This window comes from Embleya australiensis, from assembly GCF_051903075.1.
Classification (GTDB): Bacteria; Actinomycetota; Actinomycetes; order Streptomycetales; family Streptomycetaceae; genus Embleya.
Map to the genome: position 1 here is coordinate 528,431 of NZ_CP182423.1, position 22,769 is coordinate 551,199.

The following is a 22,769-nucleotide window of genomic DNA, read 5'->3' on the forward strand; positions in this document are numbered from 1 at the left end:
GGTTCACTCGGCGAAGTCCTGGCAGTACTCGTGCCAGTGCTCGAGTTTCATGGTGTCCGTCAACGACGGGTCGGCTGCCGAACCGGTGAACCGGCGCTCCAGCGCGAGGCTCACGGATTTGCTGAAGAACGCGACGCGGACGCTGACGGTGACGCTGCCCTGGCCGATCACCTCGGAGATGCCGTTGTCCTTGTGGTAGGTGAGGGCCAGGTAGAACTCGACGGTGATGCCGACGATGCCCAGCACGGACAGGTAGCCGCCGCAGCGCAGGTATCCGGTCAGCGTGACCGAGTCGCCGGCCATCTGGAACGCGATGCCCGCCATCAGGTGCACGCCGCCGCTGGCCACGCCCAGGTCGAGCGATGCGTTGCCGCCGAACTCCAGGGATCCTTCGATCTGTTCGATGCCGCGGGTGCTCACTTCGAGGGCGAAGAAGCCGCCGCCGCCGAACAGCGACACGCTGACGCAGAACGGGTTGTGCCGTTCGGAGACGGCGAAACGGAACCGTGCCGGCTTGTCGTCGAAGGGGATGGTCAGGCGCGCGGCCAGGGCGACGTTGCTCAGGTTGAACATGCCCAGGGAGAGCGTCGGCAGGGTCAGCGAGTAGCCGGCGGTGATCCCGGAGGTGTTCACGTCGACGAATGAGCCGGGCCCGAACACGTCCGAGGGCAGCGCCTCGCGGAGCTGGTTGACGAACTCGAGGCTCTCCTCGAAGGTGAGCGCGACACCCGCGGCGCTGACGTCCGGTGCGCTGCCGGGGTGCGCGGTGAACGTCAGGCGTTCGAAGTCGACCCGCACGATGTCCGCGAACACGAATGCGAAGTGCTTGAGTTCGCCGCGCACGCTGGACTTGCTCAGGGCGTCCGGCGAGCGCACGGTGGTCGCTTCGAGGACGAGGGCGGCGCCGTCCAGATCCAGCAGCGGCAGGTCGTTCTTCAGCGCGGGCTTCCACACGTACCGCAGTTCGGAGCCGGATCCGTCTACGAGATCGCCGATCCGCATCAGTGGTACCGGCAGCAGTGCCTGGGAGACACCGTCGAGCCGGCGGCGGATCTCGTCCTCGCCGAGGTCCCGCAACTCCGCGACGGATGTCGCCGGGACGTCCGCGAGCAGGTCGGCCAGATCGATGGGGCCCAGCAGTTTCGTACCGCCGAAGATCTGTGCCAGCGACGCGGAGTCGACCCCCACCGCGTCGCCCGCCGCGCCGAGGAACTTCGGTGCGAGCAACCCCGCTCGAGTGGTGACGGCCTGGACGGCCATGCTGGGTTTGGCCAGGCCGCCCGCCTTCTCGGCGGAGAGGTTCATCGGCAGCGCGTCGACCAGATGCAGGAACGCGCCGGTGGGTTGGCCGTCCAAGCCCTGTTCGAGGTAGGCGTCGTGCAGCCGTACGGCGGTTTCGGTGGCCAGTCCGGTGAGTTGTTCGACTGCGGGCACCCGCGCCACCGCGTCGACCATGGCGGGAAGCACCCCGGCCGGGTTCCCGGAGGCCGGTGCCAGGGTGAAGCGCGCCGACGTCACCGGCATGCCGGTGCTGCCGTCCCCGCTCGGGTTCTCGGCCAGGGCGACGGTCTGTCCGCCCAGCCCCACGTTCGCGCGGTCGGCGGTGGCGGGGTCGTTGTAGACCGCCGCCATGCGGTCGAGGGCGTCCGAGGAGGCGAACACGAGCGGCAGGTCCAGGCTGACGTGCCGGCCCTCGGCATCGGTCGCGGTGGCGTGGAACCGGTACGGCTCGCCGCGCACGGTCACCCAGAACGCGCCCTCCCCGGGATCGATCACGGGGGTGACCAGGTCGGTGAGCCGCAGCGATCGGAACGGTATCTGCCGTCCCTGATGCCGGTCGTAGCCCGCGTTCGCACCGTAGGCGACCTCGGCCTGGTCCACCACGATGTGCCTTTCCTTGTGCAGATAGGCGACCGAGGTGAGGTCGCCCGGGTCGTCGTAGGTCCGCCTGGTGATGTCGACGAGGGACGCCCGATGGCCGCTGCTGAGGAAGCCCTGGCGCACGGTGTGTACGAACTCGTCGCGCCCGAGCGACGCGATGTGCTCGTAACCGGTCAGGCTCACCGAGGAGAAGCCCGGCGCGATGGGCCAGGAACCGGTCATGCGTACCGTCGCGCCCAGTGGCGTGAGCATGAACCGGTCGGCCACCAGGGGCCGGCGCAGCGGAACCCCGTCCGGGCCGACGAATTCGTCGAGGCTGGTGAGGGCGACAAGGTCGCCGGGCACGGTCGGGTCCAGCGGCATTCCGGTGTGCGGGGGGCGCCCGGGCGCCTCGGCGAACGCCTTCAGGTGTACGGGCCCGCCGTTTCCGCCCGAGAGTTCGGCGTGCCACAGTTCGGCCCGCCCGTCGAGCGCGACCGGTTCGGCCAGGCGCGCCGACCACTCGAACGCCGAACCGTCGTGGTCGTGGCCCAGCAGCACGCCGGTGGGGAACTCGATCGCGGTGCGCGGGATCCCGCCGAACAGGGCCGGCTCGTTCGGGTCGTCCCGCGGCTGGTCGGCGGGGACGAGCGTCGGGGTCAGCCCGTTCCAGTCCAGCAGCGCGTCGACGGTCAGGTCGATGCCGTCCTGCCCGTCCGGGAGCAGGAACACCAACGTGCTTCCTCCCGCCGCGAAGGCGGCCACGGTCTCCGGGAACTGCCCACCGAGCAGCACGCCTTCGTTCGTGTGCTGGGACGGCGCGTGGAACAGCACCAGCGCCGGTGCGGCGGGATCCTCCCGAACCAGACGCGCCCCCTCGCGGCGGAGGTTGACCACCTCGACGCGCAGGAAGAGCATGTCCTCGATGCGGAGGATGCTGAACGGGTCGGCAGTCATGGCTGCCCGCCTTCCGATCGACCGGCCGGGGACGCACCTCGCCGACCGTCGGGCCACGGCGGGGCACGCGACCTGTCTCCAGCGTGACAAACGCGGCCCCGGCACGCACCTTTTGGACCGGGCGGCCGGCGGTGTCCGCCGGGCCTGCGGCGGAGGGGCGACGCGCATCGCGCCGCCCCTCCGCGCGTACCGCTCAGAAGACGATCGTCCAACCCTCGCGACCCCCCTGGTCCGCGGTGTACGTGACACCGTGCACCTTGAGCCCGTCCGGGTCGAGCAGGGTGATCGCGCCGCCGCGGTTCCCGAGTTGGAACGACGGGCTTCCGGGCACCTGCAGGACGGCGCCGGGCGCCAGCGTCGTCGCGGGGAGCAGCAGCGCGGTCTTGTTGCGGTCCACGAGCCGCCAGCCGTCGAGCACGATCGGTGCGGGGGAGGCGTTGAGCAGGGTGACGGTCTCCGCCTCGGGTGCCGGTCCGGGCGGGTTGACCAGCGCCCCGACGATCCGCATTCGCTCCTCGCCGGTGCCCGGCAGCGGCGGCGCGGTGTCGAGGGCGTGACCGGTGGTGTCGTCGGTGTGCCAGGACTGGGACTGGAAGGCCAGGAAGACGGCCACCCAGCGGCCGTCCGGCAGGCGGATGAGCAGGCCGCCGTCCTGCCAGACCCCGTCGTCCCGGCGGAAATCCTCGCTGTTGCCCTGGTTCATGTGCACGTCGTGCACGCCGTTGCCGGGCAGGAAGCCGAACACCTTGTCCGGCTTGTCGGGTTCGGGGCCGAAGCGCTCGCCGAACACGTAGACCGCGGCCGCCGCGTCACCGATCGCGCGCTGCACGTAGTGGTCGAGCAGATCGGCCAGGTCGTTGTCCTCGCCGGGCAGGTCCGGGGGCAGCGGCCGTACGGTCGTCGGGTCGAACAGGTTGGCGCGGATGTAGTCGAGCGCGGCGTGGCCGGGCTGCGACGCGAGCGGCGTCCACCCGCTGCCCGCGGCGGGCAGCGAGTCGGTCAGCGGGTGGCGGAAGTCCTCCACCACCACGAACAGCAGCTCGGACGGCGCTTCCTTGGACAGCACGTTGATCGCCGCACGGTACGCGGTGCCCGCGTCGTCGGCCAGATGGATCTGGTAGTGCGGCGTGCCGGAGGCGCCTTCGCGTACGCGCGCCACCGCCCGCGCGGCCAGAACTCCGTAGCTCCTCAGCGGCATGGGCATCCCTTCCCACCGGGCCCGGACCCGCGCCGGGCGGACCTGGCCATCGTGGCGGGCGTACCCCCCGGTATCGGGCGCGACACACCGGGCGACGGCGACTCACGCGGCGCGGCAACGGGCCGCACCCGGCGCCGACCGGTCCGACGCGACCGCGCCGGCACCCTGGCCTAGGCTGGAAGAGCGGCACCCCGTCCCAGGGTCGAGCGCGGGGATCCGCTCACGCATTCATTCTGGAGGGGCCATGTCGCCCATCGACGAGAAACACGATTCCCTCATCTCCGACGGCATCCTGAACCTGGGCGATCCGGTCGGGGAAGAGGAAGAGCTCTACGACGGCGGCTCCTGCCGGGCCTATACATTCGGACGCATCTACTTCCATCCGCGCGTGGGCGAGGCGTTCGAGCTGCACGGACTGATCATGGACAACTATCTCGGGATGGGCGCGGAGACCGGCGGACTGGGCTATCCGATCACCGACGAGGTCGACGACCCGGACGTCCTCGGCGGGCGGATGAACCGCTTCGAACTCGGCGACATCACCTTCGACCCGGCCTTCGGCATCAACGTGCGAACGACCGATCCCGAGATCGCCCCGCAGGTGATCGTCAAGATCGCCGACAGTGTCTTCGTGCCACTCGGCCAGGGCGGCAGTCTCGACCTGGACCGGTTCGCCGCCGATGTCCTGGGCCCGGGCAGCGAGTTCGCCGTCGAGGCGGTGCGCGCGCTGCTGCCCGACCTCACGTTGCACCGCGTCTTCGACGGACTGTCCGCAGAGCAGATCCAGGTGCTGGTCGATCAGGCCGTCGAGGAGGAACCCGACTACGAGCGGACGAACTTCGAGAACTACCTCGAGATCGACTGCCCCGCCGGATTCGACACCGAGGCGCTCGCCGCCTCCATGGCCGCGTTCGGGGGGTCCGTGGAATTCGCCTACAGCATGCCGCTCGCCTCGGATCCGGTGGTCGGCACCGGCAACGCGCTGTTCTTCCGACAGGGTTATCTGGACCCGGCACTGGACGGCATCGGCGTGCAAGCGGCGTGGGCCAAGGGCGCGGGCGGCGACGGCACCCAGTTCATCGACCTCGAACAGGGCTGGTTCGTCGGCCACGAAGACCTTCCCCCGGGGTTGCGCCTGATCGACGGCGTCAACACCCCGCTGAGCTTCGCGCACGGCGCCGCCGTCGTGGGCTCGATCGTCGGTATCGACAACACCCGGGGCATCTGTGGCATCGCACCGAACGCGTCGGCACGGATGATCTCCTACTTCCACTCGAAGCAGGCCTTCAACTCGCCGGCGGACCGGCAACGTGTCGCCAACGCCATCATGCGGGCGCAGTCGGAGCTCTCCGCCGGCGACGTGCTGCTGCTGGAAGTCCAGTTCGCGGCGCAGTTCAACGGCGTGCCCCGCTTCGTGCCGGTGGAGACCGACCCGGGCTGCTTCGCCGCGATCGCGCTGGCCACCGCCCGCGGCGTGATCGTCGTGGAGGCGGCGGGGAACAAGAATGCCAACCTCGACGAATTCCGCGACCCCGTCACGAATCAGCGCGTGCTCAACCGCAACGAGCCGGGCGAGTTCCGTGAGTCGGGGGCCATCATGGTGGGGTCCGGCACGTCCGCGCAGCCGCACGGCCGGATCGCGGTGGAGAACCTGGCCACCGGCTCCTCGCAGAGCAGCTTCGGCAGTCGCGTCGACTGCTTCGCGTGGGGCGAGAACATCGTCACCACCGGCAACCCGAACACGCCCACGAAAGCCGACGCCTACTGGACCGGCCCGTTCTTCGGCGGCACCTCGGGCGCGGCCGCGATCATCGCCGGCGTGTGCCTGCTGGTGCAGGACCTGTTCACCAGGCTGAACCCGGGCGTCGGCGCCCCGGGCAAACTGCGCCCGAAGCGTATGCGCACGGTGTTGACCACCCCCGGCAACAGCACGGCAGGCGCTCCCGGCGCGTCCATCGGGGTGATGCCGGACCTGAAGAAGCTGATCGCGCGGGAATTCGTCTGACTCGTCGTTCATAGTCGAATGCATGGAGTCAAAGTCGACACCCTCGGAGCCACCCCCGCCGCCCGCCGACAACTCCCGTCGAAACGCGCGTTCGCAGGCTCGGAACCTTCGACGGCACGAACGCGGACAGTGGGAGTTGCGCGAAGGACTGCGCTCTCGCGTCATCGAACTCGAGGCACTCCTCAAGAGCAAGACCGCGCCGGGCCCGCTCACCGCGTGCGATCAGATCCTGGCCGACCGGGCCCTCGAGTCGCTCGGCGAGGCGAAGGAGGCCCTGGGGCACGAACACGGCCGACCGGCCGCGCACATCGCGGTCGCCCAGACGCAACTGGACGTCGCCTACATCTTCCTGCTCCGGCTGCTGACGCTGGAGGACATGACCGCACACCTGCCCGGCATCGTGGCGTTCATCAAGGAGCACCTGCCGCTCGGCGACGAACGCCGCGCCCACGTGGACGAAATCGCGCTGTCCGTCCGCGCCGGTGACACGCTGACCGAAAACCAGCGCGAAGTCCTGGTCGACGCCTCGACGGTGGCACACCAGGTGCACCTGAAGGAGAAGCTCAGGGTCCGCAGCTTCGCGCACATCGTCTTCGGCGTCACCGCGGCGCTCGCGATCATCGCCGCCCTGATCGCCATGGCCGGCGCCGCCTCGCCCGGGACGGTGCCGTTGTGCTTCAACCCCACGGGTATCGGCATCGTCTGTGCCACGGCCACCGCCCCCGCCCCCGCCGGTGCCGCGGCGAACGGCGAGCGGGTCGACGGGCGAAGCCTGGACCAGATGTACGCCGACGTCGCCACCCAGTGGGACTACCCGGTGGTCGAACTGGTCGGCCTGGTCGCCGCCGCCGTGGCCGCCGCCGCGTCGCTGCGCCGGATCCACGGCACCTCGACGCCGTACAACGTGCCCGTGGCGCTGGCCCTGCTCAAGCTCCCCACCGGCGCGCTCACCGCGCTCCTGGGGCTGTTGCTCATGCGCGGCGACTTCATTCCCGGCCTGAGCGCGCTCGACTCGTCCGCGCAGATCATCGCCTGGGCGGTCATCTTCGGCTACGCGCAGCAGTTGTTCACCCGTTTCGTGGACAACCAGGCCCAGCTGGTCCTCAACTCCGTCGGCGGCCCGACGACGCGCAACCCCGGCAAGACGATGCGCGGTTCACCGGCCCAACCGAGCTGAGCCCGCCGAGGACCTCGCGTCGCCGCCCGCCGAGGATTCCCGCGGTCGGGCCCAGCGTGTGTGCAACTCGCCCACGGGCGACGTCCTCGCCCGGATCCGGGTGCTCACCACGAATCGGGCGGACGGGTCGCATGCGCCGTCGACGTGTGGGAGCCTGCCGGGCGCCATCCCTCTCGTCTCCCGGTCGTCGGGGCCGGCCGGCTGCCAGACTGGGGCGGTGACTACGGCGAAATCGGCGGCATCGCAGGGGCTTCCGGCGTCGAGGCTGGGGAGGAAGTTCACGCTGCTGTGGTCGGCCTCGTCGGTCTCCGCCGTGGGTGACGGCATGCGGGATGCGGCCCTGCCCTTGTTGGCCGCCACGGTGTCGTCGTCACCGAGCGCCGTGGCGTTGGTGACGGTGGCCGGAACGCTGCCCTGGCTGGTGATGTCCTTGGTGGGGGGTGTCCTGGCCGACCGGTTCGACCGGCGGCGCCTGATGTGGCAGGTCGACCTGGTGCGCGCCGTGGTGGTCCTGGGCTTCGCCGCGTGGGTGCTGGTCGCGAGCCCGCCGTTGGTGGTGCCGGCCCTGCTGGCCTTCGTGCTCGGATGCGGCGAGACGGTCTTCGTCAACGCGTCCACGTCCGCCCTGCCGGATGTGGTGCGGCCCGAGCAACTCGAGGCCGCCAACGGTCGTCTGGAGGGCGGTCTCATCGTCGGCGGACACTTCGTCGGCCCGCTGCTGGGCTCCGCCCTGTTCGTTGTCGGCGCGGGGTACCCGTTCGCCGTGGACGGCGTCTCCTTCGTCCTGGCCGCCGCCCTGGTGGCCGCGTTGGGTCGGTCGAGCGCGAGCACGCCGTCACCTCGTCGCCCGGTGGCGGCGGACATCCGCGAGGGCATTCGCTGGACCTGGACGCACCGCGGGATCCGGCTGCTGGCCATCGTGGCAGCGGTGGCTTCGATGGCTTTCTACCTGGCGGTCACCATGCTGGTGCTGCTGTTGACGAAGACCCTGGGGGCGTCGCCCGTGGCGTACGGCATGGTGTTGGCCTCGGGTGCCGTCGGCGGAGCGTTGGCCGGCGTCACCTCGGGCCGGCTGCGCAACCGCCTGGGCCTGACGTCCAGAATCGGTCTGTCCTTCTTCCTGATGGGAGCCTCACTGCTGGGTCTGGGGGTCGGCTCCTCCGTGGCCTTGGCGGCGGTCCTGTATGCCGTGGCCAGTTTCGGTGTGGTGACCTGGAACGTGCAGGTGGTCTCCCTCAGGCAACGGGTCGTACCGCGTCGGCTTCTCGGTCGGGTCAACAGCTGCTACCTGTTGCTGAGCCGTCTGGGGATCCTGGTCGGCGCCGGGCTCAGCGGCTGGCTCGGTTCCGCGTTCTCCGTGCGCACCCCCGCCGTTCTCGGCGGTGTCGTCCTGCTGACCTCCCTCGTCGTGGTCCCCGGGTTGGCGAGTCTCGAGGCGGTTCGAAGCCGACCCGCCGGACTCGACGGCGCAGCCGATCCGGATCCGGATCCGGATCCGGTCGACGATCCGACGCTCCCCCGGTGACCGGGCACCGCTTTCCGCAAGGCCGGGCGCGGCTCCCACCGCGCCCGTCCACGGTCACCGAACGACCGCGTACGCCTGTTGCCCACGCGGGCTCGCCGCCGCCAGCACGCCGCCGTGCGAGCCCGGGCCCGTGGCACACACCTTGCCCAGGGTCATCGGCGCGACCGTCTGCACCTCGTGGCCGCGCCGGCGAAGCTCGGTCAGGACGGCCGGATCGAACCCGTCCTGCTCCACGACCGCGGTCAGTGGCCGCGCTCGGCGGGGCGTGAACGAGCTCGGTACGTGGTCGGTATGGAAGGTCGCCGCTTCCACCGCCTGCTGGGGGCTCATGCCGAAGTCGACGTGGTTGACGAAGAAGTTCAGGGTCCACTGGTCCTGTTGGTCGCCCCCGGGGGTACCGAAGGCCAGGTAGGGCGCGCCGTCCCGGAGCGCCAAGGTCGGACTGAGCGTCGTACGGGGCCGTTTGCCGGGAGCGACGGAGTTGTTGTGTCCCTCGTCCAACCAGGCCATCTGGCCTCGGGTGCCCAGCGGAAATCCGAGACCGGGGACCACCGGCGAGCTCTTGAGCCACCCGCCGCTGGGGGTGGCGACCACCATGTTGCCGTCGCGATCGGTCGCACTCACGCAGCACGTGTCGCCCTTCGCCGCCGTCCGCTGCAGCACGGTCGGGATGCCGTCGGCCAACTGCCGCAGCCAGTCCGGGTCGCCGGAGGAGGCGGACACATCCAGTACCGGGGGAATCCACGGCTTTCGACCGTCGGGGGAGCCGGGGCGCAGGACATCGGACGCCTCGGATCCGATCAGGGTCCGGCGGGCCGCCGCGTAGGCGGGGTCGAGGAGGCCGGCCAGCGGCACGTCGGCGTGCTCCGGGTCGCCGTACCACGCCTCCCGGTCCGCGAAGGCCAACTTGGCGGACTCGATCACGGTGTGCACGTGGTCCGCGCTCCCGAAGCCCATCGCGTTGATGTCGAAGCCCTCCAGCAGGGCCAGTTGCTGGAGGAAGACCGGGCCTTGGGACCAGGGACCCGCCTTGTGCACGCTGTGACCGCGGTAGTCGAGGGCCACGGTGGCCTCGACGGGTACCCGCCAGCCGGCCAGGTCGTCACCGGTGAGCAAGCCGCCGTTGTGCCGGCCGGTGGAGTCGATCGGCTCCTCGGTCGCCATGAACCGGTCGACGGCCTCGGCGACGAACCCCTCGTAGAAGGCCGAGATCGCGGCGTCCGCCTGTGCCTCGCGCGTTCGTCCGCCCGCCGTGGCCTCGGCGAGGATGCGGCGATACGTCCGGGCCAGCGCCGGATTGCGCATCCGGGCGCCGGGCGCGGGAGCCGCGCCGTGGTGCAGATAGGTACGGCCGGACTCGGTCCACTCGTCGCGGAAGAGCGGCGCCATCACCTCGATCATCGCGGCGGTTTTGGGCAGCAGCGGATATCCGTCCTCGGCATAGCCGATCGCGGGCTCCAGCACGTCCTGTACGGTCAGCCGGCCGAAGTCGCGCAGCAGGCGCATCCAGGCGCCGAAGGCCCCGGGCACGGTGGCCGCCAGCAGTCCGGAGCCGGGTATCACCGCCAGCCCGCGCCGGCGAAACGCCTCGGGCGTCGCCTGCCGCGGCATCGGACCCTGTCCGCAGACGACCTGGGTGGACCCGGTCGCCGCGTCGTAGACCATGATCGGGACGTCTCCGCCGGGGCCGTTGAGATGCGGCTCCACCACCTGGATGACCAGGGCCGCGGCGGTGGCGGCGTCGAACGCGTTCCCGCCGCGGTCGAACATCGCCACACCCGCCGCCGAAGCGAGCCAGTGCGTGGAGGAGACCGCGCACGCGGTGCCGTGCAGTTCCGGACGATGCAGCACGAGACGTCCTTCCGGGGGGTCGGTCAAGGGGATTCGACGGGGTCCGCGAGGTGTCCGGAGGCGACCGGTGTCACTCGGCCGGTCACGCTGCCTCGCACCACGAGGCCGTTCTCGACCGTCACCGTGCACTCGAGCAGTGCGGGGCGGCCCGCCTCGGCTCCCTGGCGGACCGTGTATCCGTGCTCGCCGTTCGTGGCGGGCAGTCGGCCGGCGACGATCAGCCACCCGCCCAGGGCCATGGCCACCGGTCCGCAGGCGGGGTCCTCGGGGATGCCGAAGCCGGGGGCGAACAGCCGGGCCCGGGCGAGGCGATCGGCCGGGTCCCAGGTGAACAGGCACAGAGCCGGCAGAGCGACGTCGCGCATGTGCGCGTAGTCGGGTCGGGCCCGGGCGATCGCGCCGGCGCGGACCGGGAGCACCGCGAAGCCCCCGCCGAAGCCCGCCAGTCGCGGCCCGCCGTCGCCGTCCGCATCGGCGAGGTCTGCCTCGGTCAGCCCCACCGCGTCGAGCAGTGGTTGCCGATCCAGCGGCTCGCCGCGCACCGGCCCGGTCGCGTGCAGGGTGGCGCGGTCGGCCCGCGCCGCGAGCACCTGACGTCCGGTGCCACATTCCTGCACCAGCCGGCCGGTGGGAACGCGGCCCAACCGAGCCAGCGTGGCGGCGGTCCCCACGCCGGAATGCGCGCCGTGCGGTGATTCGGCGTCCGGGCCGAAGACGCGCACCCGGTACGACGCGTGGGGCGAGGTCGCGGGGAGGACGAAGGCGGTTTCCGCGGCGCCGAGTTCCGCCGCGACGCGCTGCATCACGGCGGACGACAGTCCCGTCGCGTCGGGGACCACGGCCAGGGCGCTGCCTGTGAAGGGGCGGTCGGTGAACATGTTGACGAGCTCGTAGCCGATCATCGTGTGCCCGTCGACGTGAAGAGCTTGCCGGCGATCCGCTCCACGACCTCGGGGCTGCCCTGGTAGGGGAAGTCGGCTCGGGGCCAATGGACGACCAGGTCGGTGAAGCCGATGTCCGCGAACAGCCCGCAGGCGTCCTCGTAGGCGTCCACCGAATCGATCACGCCGGTGATCATCGCGCCGGTGACGACCAGTCGGCGCACCGTCGAGGGGTCGCGGCCGATGTCCGCGCACGCCGCGTCGAGGGCGTGCGCCTGTGCGCGAAGCTTCGCGATCGCCGGTGCGTAGCCGCTCGGTTCGCCCCAGCCGGGGTCGCCGGCCGTCACCCAGATGTCGGCGTGGCGAGCCGCCAGCCGGATGCCTCGGGGGCCGGTCGCGGCGATGGCCAGGGGCAGGCGCGGGCGCTGGACGCAGCCCGGCACCATGAAGGCGCCGTGGGCCTCGAACCAGGCACCCCGGTGGTCGGTCACCCGTCGGCGCAGCAGCAGGTCGGTCATTTCGACGAACTCCGCGAAACGGTCGTGGCGTTCGGCCGGGGACGGCGGTGTGTGGCCCAGCACCCGGTCGTCGTGGCCTCCGGCGCCGGCGCCGAGTCCGCAGATCATCCGGCCGTCCGAGATGTCGTCGAGGGTCATCAATTCCTTGGCGAACGTCACCGGGTGCCGGTAGGACGCGCCGGCGACCATCGTCCCGAGTCCGATCCGGGAGGTGGCCTCGGCCGCGGCCGCCAGCGTGGGGACGGCGCCGAACCAGGGCTTTTCGCGCAACCATCGCCACATCAGGTGGTCGTAGGTCCACGCGTGGTCGAAGCCGAGTTCCTCGGCGCGCGTCCACAGTCGCCGTGCGTGCGACCAGCGCTGCTCGGGCAGCAGGATCACCCCGTGCCGCATGGCGCTCACGAGGCGGTCATCTCCTTGGCCACCCGGGCCGCGGAGAAGCCGGCGGCCAGACCGGCGACGCGAAAGAGCGAGGGGGTCAGATCCTCCTCGCACTCCACGATGTCGGGGTGTCGCATCTCCGCCAATGTCTCGTCCCGGCTCTCCGGCGACCCCGGGTACAGGCCGTTCGTGGCGAGGTCCATCACGATGGCCTTGTTGCGCCGCAACAATTGCGCCAGGATCTCCTGCCGCGTGGTCGGCGCCCGCAGGGTCAGGAAGTAGCAGTCGAAGATCCCCTCCCACATGCGGGGCTGGTTGGCGTCGCGTTGCGCGACCGACTGCTGGAGCAGCGACCTGCCGCCTTCCACCAGCTTGGCCGCGACCCCCAGGTGGATGCGGTGGCTCAACTCGACCTGTCGGACCAGCCGTTCCCGCTCGGAGTCGACCACGGGCGGCAGTTTCCGGCCTCGGAACAGGCTTCGTACCGGCGGGTAGTCCGGCGCCCAGGTACCGCTGAAGGTGCTGTGCAGCCGATGCATGCTCGGTCGGATGTCCACGTTGTAGATGGCGCTGTTGCACGAGCCCGTGTACAGCAGCATCCCGCAGTACGCCCGCACGTATTCCGTCACGGCGACCGAGGCGGCCTCGCGGTCCTTCGGGTTCGAGGACAGTCGCGACAGTTCGTCCGCCAGCAGGCGCCAGATCACGAAGGAGACGTGATGGCCGATGATCCAGCGAAACCAGAACAGTTGCCCCAGGCGGTTGTCGTCGACGGGCAAGGTGATCCCGAAGCCCTCCTCGGCGCGGGCCAGAAAGCCCAGGCACGCGTCGTCGAGGTCGGCTTCGTCGCGACTGCCGCCGTCGGGCGCGGCGCTGTTCGGCGCCGGCATCGTCAGCGGTTCCAGGCCGTAGGGGTAGTCGCCGAAGTCCCAGCCGTTGGTGCCGGGCAGGGAGAGTGCGGCGACGGCCGACGGGCGCCTCATGCGTTTTCCCCCACTGCTCCCCCGATGCAGGTGAACTCGAATTCCAGGCCGTTCACGTCGAGACAGTAGAAACTTTGGGTGCCCTGCGCGTCGGTCACGATCTCGGTGGGTTGCTCCGGGTCGGCGAATGTGTAGCGGTGCGAACCGGAGAGCTCCAACCAACGGCTGCGCCAGGTACGCAGTTCGGCGGGCGTTTCGACGCTCAGGCACACGTGTTGGAAACGAGGTGCGTCCGGCGCGGCCCGGCCCTCGGCGGGAGTGCCGCGTTCGAAGAGATGGAAGTGCGCGGCCCCGACGGCCAGTTCGGCCATCCGCACGACGCCGGGCAGGCGGGAGACGGTCAGGTCCGAGAATATGTCCGTCGCCCAGGTCAGCCGGCCGCCGAAGAAGTCCTCGTACCATGAAATCGAGTTGTCGAGGTTGTCCGTCTGCACCGCGATGTGGTGCAGGACGGGCACCGATTCGAGATCGGGCATACGAATCCTCTCCGGTGGCCGGCGGCCTGCGTCGGCCCGTCTCCGACATCCTGCGTGGCTCAGAGCCTTTCGAGTTCGAAGATGACCTCGCCGACGGCGATGTCGATCGAATTCTTACTCCTGAGCCGCCAACCGCCTTCCTCGAAAACGGATTCCCAGTCGCGCACGGTCGGAATGAAGGTGCCCATCATGTCGTGCGCGACCTCGAATCCCAGCGCGAAGATCGGCAGGTCACGGTCGGCGACTCCCTCGCTGCGGGTGGCGTCACCCAGCAGGAATCTGCGCGCCCGCGGGAACAGGGTGCGCAGCCGCCGAAGGTTTTCGATGCACCTTTGCCGGGGCCAGAAGTCGTGCCCCATCATGAAACAGGTCAGGAGTTCGACCTCTTCGAACGCCGGAACCGGGGCCATCGTCAGCACGTCGGCCTGCACGAACGTCGTCCGGTCGGCAAGGCCGGCCGCCGCCGCCGCGGCGGTTGCCATGCGTACGGCCGGCTGGGCGATGTCGATGCCCACGGCCCGGGTACCCGGATGGCGGTCGAGGAGTTGCATGAGCCGCTCGCCGCTGCCGCAGCCCAGGTCGGCGACGACGTGAAAGTCGAAGTCCAGTCCCTGCACCGTCTGCCAGAACCAGGGGTCGTAGCAGAACGTGCTGATCTCCCGGCACGCGAAGGCGATGGCGGCGCTGTCGCGCGGGCAGAAATTTCCCACCCGGTTCTCGGTGCGCACGACCTCGGGCGCCCGCCGGAACAGATCGGCACTCCCCCTGGTGAGCCAGTGAAAGAACGATTTGTTTCGGTATGCCTCGGAGAAGTGGACGCCCGGTAATATCTTGAAATCTTCGCGCTCGACGATCTCGACCGCCGACAGTGCCCGAAAGAGGGCGAGAACGGAAACGGTGTCGAGTCCTCGTTCGGCCGCGAAACTCTGCACGTCGAGCATTCCCTGCGTGTGTAACTCGTCAAACATACCGAGTTCCCAGGCGGCACCGATGGCCGAAGCCGCCACCGCAGAATTGTATATGTGGATTATCGCTCTTTCGCTGTCCCCCGGCGTCACATCCACCCCTCTCACGCAAAATGGTGAGAAACAAAAATTTACGACAGGCGACATTTAATATCCATGATCACGATCGGATAACGCAAGTGACGTGCGTCACATCGGCGCCGTGTTGACAGGGCGACCGCACCGACGGCAGGTTCACCATGACCCACCTGGACGACCAGGGCCGCCGACCACTCGGCACGCCGGGACGGCGGCTTGAATTCATGTCACCCCGCGTGCCTTGCGGCCTCCCTGGACAGGGCTTGGCGCGACCGTCGGACCGGAATGCGGCAGAGTGACTGGAGTTCACGTTGTCCGATTCGTCAGCAGACATACCCTTATCGCGAAATTCTTCCGTCTCGTCATATACCGAGTGGGACCCACTCGAAGAAGTGATTGTCGGGATAGTCGACGACGCCACGTTTCCCCCGTGGCACGCGTCACTGGAACCGGTCATTCCGGCGCACCAGCACGAGACCTTCCGCCGCCGTGGTGGGCAACCGTTTCCCGCGGAGCTGATCGCCGCGGCCCGCAAGGAACTCGACGAGTTCGTGCACATCCTCGAAGCCGAGGGGGTGACGGTCCGACGCCCCGAGCCGGTCGCGCAGCGCACGCCCTACGCCACGCGCGACTGGACCAGCACCGGTCTGTACGCGGCCATGCCGCGCGACTGCCTCCTGGTGGTGGGCGAGGACGTCATCGAGTGCCCGATGGCCTGGCGCTCCCGGTACTACGAAACCCTCGCCTACCGGCCGCTCCTGAAGGAGTACTTCCGGTCCGGCGCCCGGTGGAGCGCCGGACCCAAGCCCGAACTCACCGACGAACAATACGACTTGACCTGGACCGAGCCGGCCGAGGGGATGCCGACCCGGCTGATCGTGACCGAGTTCGAGCCGACCTTCGACGCGGCCGACTTCCTGCGGCTCGGGCGCGACATCGTCGCGCAGAAGAGCAACGTCACGAACGAGTTCGGCATCGACTGGCTGCGCCGCCATCTCGGTGACCGATACCGGATCCACGTCCTCGAGTTCGACGACACGCACCCCATGCACATCGACGCCACGCTGGCCCCGCTGGCTCCCGGGAAGTTGCTCGTGCACCCCGAGCGAGTGTCGAAGGTACCCGCGATCTTCAAGGGCTGGGACGTGATGCGCGCCCCCCGGCCGGTGATTCCCGACAGTCACCCGCTCTATCTGACCAGCAAGTGGATCAACATGAACGTCCTGATGCTGGACGAGAACCGCGTCGTGGTCGAACGCGACGACGAGCCGATGATCTCCGCGATGAAGGAGTGGGGCTTCACCCCCATTCCGTGCAGCTTCCGCAACTTCAACAGTTTCGGTGGCTCCTTCCACTGCGCCACCCTCGACGTGCGACGCAGCGGCGGACTCGACTCCTATCTCGACCACCCCGGCTGACCCACCGCAGGGAGCACCTCGCCAAGCGTCGTCTCGATCTGGAGTGTGAGATGTCGGACCGCAGCGCCGGACGTATCGAGCTCATGGCAGGGCAGCGAGGCCTGTGGTATGCCCATCGATTCGACCCCGAGAGCCCGATCCTCAACGAGGGCGAGTATCTCGACATCGACGGCTCCCTCGACATCGGCCTGTTCGAGGAGGCGTTGCGGCAAACCGTGTCCGAGGCGGAGACCCTGCGGCTGAGATTCTTCGAGGACGAGGACGGGCTCCGCCAGGAGGTCGACCCGGACCTCGAACATCGCCTGCACGTCGTCGACGTGAGCGCGGACCGGGACCCGCACCGGTCCGCGCTGGAGTGGATGAACGCCGATCTGGCCCGCCCGCGCGACCTCGAACGCGGGCCGCTCGTCACGTTCGCGCTCTTCAAGCTGCACGATCGGCGTTTCCACTGGTACCAGGGCTGCCACCACATCGTGAACGACGGATTCGGCTTTCCCCTGGTGGTCGCCCGCGTCGCCGAGCTCTACACCGCCCTGTTCGAGGGCGGCTCGGCCGATGGCGAACCCATCGAGTCCGTGCAGGCCCTCGTCGACGCCGATGCGGCGTACCGCGCCTCCCCCGCGTTCGACGAGGACCGGCGGTACTGGCTCGACCTGCTGGCGGACCGGCCCCGCCCGGTGTCCCTGGCCGGCGGGGCGGTGCAGGGACCGGCCCGCGCGCGCCGGCGCGAGACGAGGAACCTGGACCCCGCGGCAGCCGACCGACTCCGGTCCGCCTGCCGCGGCTTCGGAACCAACCTGGCCGGCCTCGCGGTCGCGGCCACCGCGCTCTTCGCCGCCCGGGCCACGGGCGAGACGGACGTGGTCATCGGCTTCGCCGTACCCGGCCGCGGCCCCGGCATCGAGCAGACGATTCCCGGAGTCGTGGCCAATGTGGTCCCCATCCGCCTGTCGGTGCGTCCCGAGACGACCCTGGCGGACCTGGTCGACCGAAGCGTTGTCCAGGTCCTGGAGGCGATGCGCCACCAGCGATACCGCTACGAGGACATCCGCCACGACCTCGGCCTCGCCCCGGGGGAGGCGCCCTGGGCGGTCTCCTTGAACGTCATGCCGTTCGACTACCGAGTCACCCTCGCCGGCCGGCCCTTCGTCGCCCACAACCTCGCCACCGGGCCCTTCGAGGAGATCTCCCTGAACCTGTGGGACATCTCGCGCGACGGCAGCCTGCAACTGGCCGTCGACACCGATCCCGACCGGTTCGACGAGCGCACGCATGCCGGCTGCACGCGCCTGCTCGACGAAGCGCTCGACCGCGTCCTCGACACGCCGGGCAACACCCCGGTGGGCCGAATCGACGTGCTGCCGGCCGCCGTTCGACGACTGCTCCTGACCCGGTGGAACCCGCCGTCCGCACCGCTCCCCCCGCGCACCCTGTCCGAGCTGCTCGCCGAGCAGACCCTGCGCACCCCGGAGCGGACCGCGCTGGTGTACGGGGACACCTCCTTGACGTATGCCGAACTCCGGGCCCGGGCTGGGCGGCTGGCTCGCGTGCTCACCGAGCGGAGCGTCGGACCCGAGCGGTTCGTGGCCGTACTGCTGCCCCGCTCCCCGGCGGGCGTGGTGGCCTTCCTGGCCACACTCACCGCCGGAGGCGCCTACGTGCCGATCGATCCCGGGTACCCGCCGGAGCGCATCGCGTACATGCTCGACGACGCGCGACCGGCTCTGGTGGTGACGACGGCGGACCTGGCGCGGGGACTTCCACCCGACTGGACCGGGCCACGGTGTCTGGTGGTGGACGAGGTCACCGGCGCCGCCGACCGGACGCCCCTCGCCGAGTCACGCGACGCACCCGCCCCCGACCTCCTCCCGGCGCATCCGGCGTACGTGATCTACACCTCGGGGTCGACCGGACGTCCCAAGGGGGTGGTGATCGAACACCGGTCGATCGCCCGGTACGTGACGCACGCCGTCCAGGCGTACGGCGTGGGCGAGCAGGACCGTGTCCTGGCGGCGTACGCCTTCACCTTCGACGGTTCCATGCTCGAACTGTGGGCCTCCCTGGCCGCCGGGGCGCGGATCGTGCTGGCCGACGACGACCAACGGCTCGACGTCGAAGCCCTGCAACGGCTGATGGCCGCCCACCGGGTCACCGTCGCGCATCTGTCCCCGGCCCTGATGCATCTGCTGCGGCCCGACGAACTGCCCACGCTGCGTACGGTGTCCGCCGGTGGCGAGCGCGTGCCGGCAACGCTCGTGGACCAGTGGGCCGCGGACGGACGAGAGTTCTGGAACGGATACGGACCCACCGAGACCACCGTCGACGCCGCGCAGAAACTGTGTGTCGCGCCCTCCGACGGCCGATCGCCGCCGATCGGCCCACCGGTCACCCACGCCACGGCGTACGTGCTGGACGCCGGTCTGCACCTGCTGCCCCCGGGCGCCGTCGGCGAGCTCTACGTCGCCGGACCCGGCCTGGCCCGGGGCTATCTGCGGCGCCCCGGCCTGACCGCCGAGCGCTTCGTCCCGAACCCCTTCGGTGCGCCCGGATCGCGGATGTACCGCACCGGGGACCTGGTGCGCTGGACGTGGGACGGCGATCTGGACTTCGTCGGGCGGGCGGACCGCCAGGTCAAGATCCGGGGCTTCCGGATCGAGCCGGGCGAGGTGCAGGCCGCCCTGGCCCGGTGCGCCGGCGTCGCCGCCGCGATCGCCGTGGTGCGCGAGGACCCCGGCACCGACAAGCGCCTGGTCGGCTACCTGGTGCCCGCGGCGGGAGCGCGGCCGGACATCGCCGCGATCCGTGCGCAGATGGCCGGCTTCCTGCCCGACTACATGGTGCCCGCCGCCTTCGTCGTGCTGGACGCGCTGCCGTTGACCACCGCGGGGAAGGTGGACGAGCGCGCCCTTCCCGCGCCTTCCCGCCAGGCCCCGAGCGGCGGACGCGAGCCCGGGACACCCGCGGAGAAGGCGCTGTGCGCGATCTTCGCCGAGGTGCTGGGCCTGACCTCGGTCGGCGTCGACGACAGCTTCTTCGCGCTGGGCGGCCACTCCCTGTCGGCGACGCGCCTGCTCACCCGGATCCGGACCGTGCTGGGCCGGGAGACGGGTATTCGGACCGTATACGAGGCACCGACCGTCGCGGCGCTGGCCGCCCGCCTCGGCACGGCCGGCCCGGCCCGGCCCGCACTGGTCCCGGCGGTGCGGCCCGACCGGATCCCGCTGTCGTTCGCCCAGTCCCGACTGTGGTTCCTTCGACAATTCCAGGGGCCGATCGCCACGTACAACGAGGGCATGGGGCTGCGTCTGCTCGGTGCCTTGGACGTCGCCGCCCTGCGCGCCGCGCTGCGCGACCTGGTGGGCCGGCACGAGGTATTGCGCACCGTGTTCCCGGCCGACGACGGCCATCCGTATCAGCACGTGCTCCCCGCCGACTCGGTCGACCTCGACCTGCCCGTGGTGCCGATCGACCCGGCCGACCTGGCACAGGACCTGGCCCGGGCCACCCGGCGGGCGTTCGACCTGGAGTCGGAGATCCCGCTGCGCGCCCGGTTGGTCGCCCTGTCGCCCAGGGAACACGTCCTGTTGCTGGTGATGCACCACATCGCCGGCGACGCCTGGTCGTTGCGTCCGCTGTTGGCCGATCTGGGCCGGGCATACACCGAGCGCGCCGCCGGACGGGAACCCGGCTGGGCGCCGCTCCCGGTCCAGTACGCCGACTACACCCTGTGGCAGCGGGACCGGCTCGGCTCGGCGGCGGATCCGGACAGTGTCCACGCCGGACAACTGGCCTACTGGCGGCGGGCCCTGGCCGAGCTGCCGCAGGAGATCAGCCTCCCGTCGGACCGGCCCAGGCCCGCCCTGCCCTCCTACACGGGCGACTCGGTTCCGCTGGAGATCCCGGCGCACGTGCACCTGGGGCTGGTGAACCTGGCCCGGGCGCACGACGCGAGCACGTTCATGGTGCTCCAGGCCGTGCTGGCCGTGCTGCTGTCCAAGCTCGGAGCCGGCGACGACGTCCCCATCGGTGCGCCGGTGGCCGGACGTCTGGACGACGCGCTGGAGGAACTGGTGGGGTTCTTCACCAACACCCTCGTGGTGCGTACGGACCTGTCGGGAGATCCGACCTTCACCGAGTTGCTCGCCCGGGTGCGGGAAACCTGCCTGGACGCCTACGCCCACCAGGACGTCCCCTTCGAACTGCTGGTCGGCGACCTGGCGGTGGAGCGTTCCCTCGCCCGGCATCCCCTGTTCCAGGTGGCGCTCGTGCTGCGCAACACCCGCCCTGGCGAACTGGTATTGCCCGGCATCGAGGTGCACCCCGAGTCGGTGTGGACCGGCATGTCCCCGTTCGACCTGGTGGTGGAGTTCGACGACGAGTCCGCCGGGTCGCAGGGCCCCACCGGACTGAGCGGCGCCCTGCTCTTCGGCACCGACCTGTTCGACCGGAGCACGGCGTTGTCCATCGCGGACCGGCTGCGGCGCCTGCTCGCACAGGTGGTGAGCGAGCCCACCCGCCGGATCGGCGCGTTCGAACCGTGGGCGCCCGGCGAGCGCGAGCGGGTGGTGCGGGACTGGAACGACACGGATCACCCGGTCGTCGAGACCACGCTGCCGGCCCTGTTCGAGTCCCGGGTCGAGCAGGGCCCCGAGCGCACGGCGGTCACCGCGCCGGACGGGAGCATGACGTACCGCGAGTTCAACGCCCGGGTGAACCGGCTGGCGAGGCTGCTGGTGGCCGCCGGAGTGGGGCCCGAATCCGTGGTCGCCCTGGCCGTGCCGCGCTCGCTCGATCTGGTGGCGGCGGTGTGGGCGGTGCTCAAGGCGGGTGCGGCGTACCTGCCGCTGGATCCGCAGTATCCGCCCGAGCGGATCGCCTTCCTCCTCGACGACGTCCGGCCGGCCCTGCTGCTGACCACCGTGCGCACGAGTGCGGAACTGCCGCCCGGCGTCCCGCGCCTGCTCCTGGACGAGCCGCGGACCGGCGCCGCGGCGGCCGCCGAGTCGGCCGCCGACCTGCGCGACGACGAACGGACCGGGCCGTTGTCGGCGCTGCACCCAGCGTATGTAATCCACACGTCCGGCTCGACCGGCAGGCCCAAGGGCGTCACCATGGGTACGGGCGCGATGGTGAACCTGGTGCAGGCGCACGCCCGGTGGGTCCGGCGGGAGCGGACGGGCATCGGCGGCCCGGTGGCGCAGTTCGCGGCGATCAGCTTCGACGTCTCGGCCTGGGAGATCATCGAGACCCTCACCTCCGGCAGGCACCTGGTCGTCCCCGACGACGAGGTCCGGCGCGACCCGGCGGCGTTCACCAGATGGCTGGACAAGCACGAGGTGGAGCAGTTCTGCGCGCCGAACGTGATGGTGGAGGCGGTGTGCGAGGCGGCCCTGGCCCAGGGGTTGGCGCTGCCGGCACTGCGCGACATCGGACAGGGCGGCGAGGTGCTGCGACTGACCCCCGGGGTCCGGGAGTTCCTGTCCGCGCGGCCGAAGGTGCGGCTGCACAATCTCTACGGCCCCACCGAGACGCATCTGGTGACCGCCTTCTCGCTGCCGGCGGACCTGACGCGCTGGCAGTCCTCGACCGCGCCGTTGGGCACGCCGATCTGGAACACCCGGATGTACGTGCTGGATCGGACCCTGCGGCCGGTTCCGCCGGGGGTGACCGGTGAGTTGTACATCGCCGGCGCGGCCCTGGCCCGCGGGTACTGGAATCGTCCCGGCCTGACCGCCGACCGGTTCGTGCCGAACCCCTTCGACGGCCCCGGCGAGCGCATGTACCGCACCGGCGACCTGGTGCGCTGGTCCGGCGACGGCCGGTTGGACTATGTGGGCCGCGTCGACGATCAGGTCAAGGTGCGCGGGTTTCGGATCGAGCCCGGAGAGGTGGAGGTGGTGCTCGCCCGGCACCCGGACGTCGACCGGGTCGCGGTCGTCGTGCGCGAGGACCAGGCGGGAGAGAAGCGGCTGGTCGCCTACGTCGTGCCGGCCGCGGGCACCCGTCCGGACCCGGTCGCGCTGCGCCGCTTCGTGGCCGAGTCGGTGCCGGACTTCCTGGTGCCCACCGCGGTGCTGGTCCTGGCCGACCTGCCGCTGACCGTGAGCGGCAAGGTCCATCGCCGGGCGCTGCCCGCCCCGGACTTCGCGCAGTTCGCCTCGACCCGGGCACCGGCCACGCCGGAAGAGGAGGCCCTGTGCGCGCTGTTCGCGGACGTACTGCGACTGGAGCGGGTCGGACCGGACGACTCCTTCTTCGACTTCGGCGGTCATTCGCTCCTGGCCACCCGACTGACGAGCCGGATCAGAACCGTGCTGGGCATCGACGTCGAGGTGGGCGCGGTGTTCGAGGCGCCGACGCCGGCGGCGCTGGCCGCCCGGATCAAGGGCACGAAACGTTCGCGCCGGCCGGCGTTGCGGCGGATGCCCCGCCCGGGGCCCGCGGCCGAAGAACGGAGCGACGGCTCGTGATCCACTCGGACCGCACCCACCTGGGG

The 22,769-nt window shown here is 70.6% G+C and carries 13 protein-coding genes; 5 read left to right on the top strand and 8 right to left on the bottom strand.

Translation table 11 applies throughout. The features are described 5' to 3' along the window. Nucleotides 1-3 precede the first annotated feature (3 nt). Nucleotides 4-2,817 (bottom strand): hypothetical protein, encoded by a 2,814-nt coding sequence (locus ACMXN5_RS32680; protein ID WP_439678503.1) that lies wholly within the window; start codon nucleotides 2,815-2,817, stop codon nucleotides 4-6. Between the two features lie 193 nt (nucleotides 2,818-3,010). Next, entirely contained in the window at nucleotides 3,011-4,015 is a 1,005-nt protein-coding gene (locus tag ACMXN5_RS32685; RefSeq protein ID WP_439678504.1) for a DUF2278 family protein, read from the bottom strand. Here ACMXN5_RS32685 and ACMXN5_RS32690 point away from each other — a divergent pair. The 3 genes from ACMXN5_RS32690 to ACMXN5_RS32700 all read left to right on the top strand — a co-directional run bounded on the left by ACMXN5_RS32690 (nucleotide 4,014) and on the right by ACMXN5_RS32700 (nucleotide 8,722). Continuing rightward, nucleotides 4,014-6,020, top strand: a complete 2,007-nt coding sequence (locus ACMXN5_RS32690; protein ID WP_439678505.1) for a S8 family serine peptidase — start codon at nucleotides 4,014-4,016, stop codon at nucleotides 6,018-6,020. The two genes, ACMXN5_RS32685 and ACMXN5_RS32690, sit on opposite strands and share 2 nt — an antisense overlap. 22 nt (nucleotides 6,021-6,042) lie before the next feature. Then, the gene (locus tag ACMXN5_RS32695) at nucleotides 6,043-7,197 is read left to right on the top strand and encodes a hypothetical protein (protein WP_439678506.1); all 1,155 of its coding nucleotides are present in this window, start codon (nucleotides 6,043-6,045) and stop codon (nucleotides 7,195-7,197) included. A 217-nt stretch (nucleotides 7,198-7,414) separates the two neighbouring features. Then, nucleotides 7,415-8,722, top strand: a complete 1,308-nt coding sequence (locus ACMXN5_RS32700; RefSeq protein ID WP_439678507.1) for an MFS transporter — start codon at nucleotides 7,415-7,417, stop codon at nucleotides 8,720-8,722. A gap of 54 nt (nucleotides 8,723-8,776) precedes the next feature. On the opposite strand, the gene ACMXN5_RS32705 is transcribed toward ACMXN5_RS32700, so the two are convergent. The 6 genes from ACMXN5_RS32705 to ACMXN5_RS32730 are packed head-to-tail and all read right to left on the bottom strand — an operon-like array spanning nucleotide 8,777 to nucleotide 14,819. Further along, complete coding sequence (locus ACMXN5_RS32705) at nucleotides 8,777-10,573, bottom strand: gamma-glutamyltransferase family protein (RefSeq protein ID WP_439678508.1); 1,797 nt, start codon at nucleotides 10,571-10,573, stop codon at nucleotides 8,777-8,779. Nucleotides 10,574-10,596: 23 nt separating this feature from the next. Next, entirely contained in the window at nucleotides 10,597-11,475 is an 879-nt protein-coding gene (locus ACMXN5_RS32710; protein ID WP_439678509.1) for a PhzF family phenazine biosynthesis protein, read from the bottom strand. Further along, nucleotides 11,472-12,365 (bottom strand): LLM class flavin-dependent oxidoreductase, encoded by an 894-nt coding sequence (locus ACMXN5_RS32715; protein WP_439681324.1) that lies wholly within the window; start codon nucleotides 12,363-12,365, stop codon nucleotides 11,472-11,474. Before ACMXN5_RS32715 ends, ACMXN5_RS32710 begins: the two co-directional genes overlap by 4 nt. Nucleotides 12,366-12,370: 5 nt before the next feature. Then, nucleotides 12,371-13,336, bottom strand: coding sequence for a hypothetical protein (locus ACMXN5_RS32720; RefSeq protein ID WP_439678510.1), 966 nt, complete (start codon nucleotides 13,334-13,336; stop codon nucleotides 12,371-12,373). Next, nucleotides 13,333-13,812, bottom strand: coding sequence for a VOC family protein (locus ACMXN5_RS32725; RefSeq protein ID WP_439678511.1), 480 nt, complete (start codon nucleotides 13,810-13,812; stop codon nucleotides 13,333-13,335). Before ACMXN5_RS32725 ends, ACMXN5_RS32720 begins: the two co-directional genes overlap by 4 nt. Before the next feature lie 59 nt (nucleotides 13,813-13,871). Then, nucleotides 13,872-14,819 (bottom strand): methyltransferase domain-containing protein, encoded by a 948-nt coding sequence (locus ACMXN5_RS32730; protein WP_439678512.1) that lies wholly within the window; start codon nucleotides 14,817-14,819, stop codon nucleotides 13,872-13,874. Nucleotides 14,820-15,247: 428 nt separating this feature from the next. Between ACMXN5_RS32730 and ACMXN5_RS32735 the strand changes: the two genes are divergently transcribed. Together ACMXN5_RS32735 and ACMXN5_RS32740 are read left to right on the top strand one after the other, a co-directional pair. Beyond that, on the top strand, nucleotides 15,248-16,273 hold the full coding sequence (locus tag ACMXN5_RS32735) for an amidinotransferase (RefSeq protein WP_439678513.1): 1,026 nt from the start codon (nucleotides 15,248-15,250) through the stop codon (nucleotides 16,271-16,273). A gap of 83 nt (nucleotides 16,274-16,356) precedes the next feature. Next, complete coding sequence (locus ACMXN5_RS32740) at nucleotides 16,357-22,743, top strand: amino acid adenylation domain-containing protein (protein WP_439678514.1); 6,387 nt, start codon at nucleotides 16,357-16,359, stop codon at nucleotides 22,741-22,743. The last annotated feature ends 26 nt before the right edge of the window (nucleotides 22,744-22,769 follow it).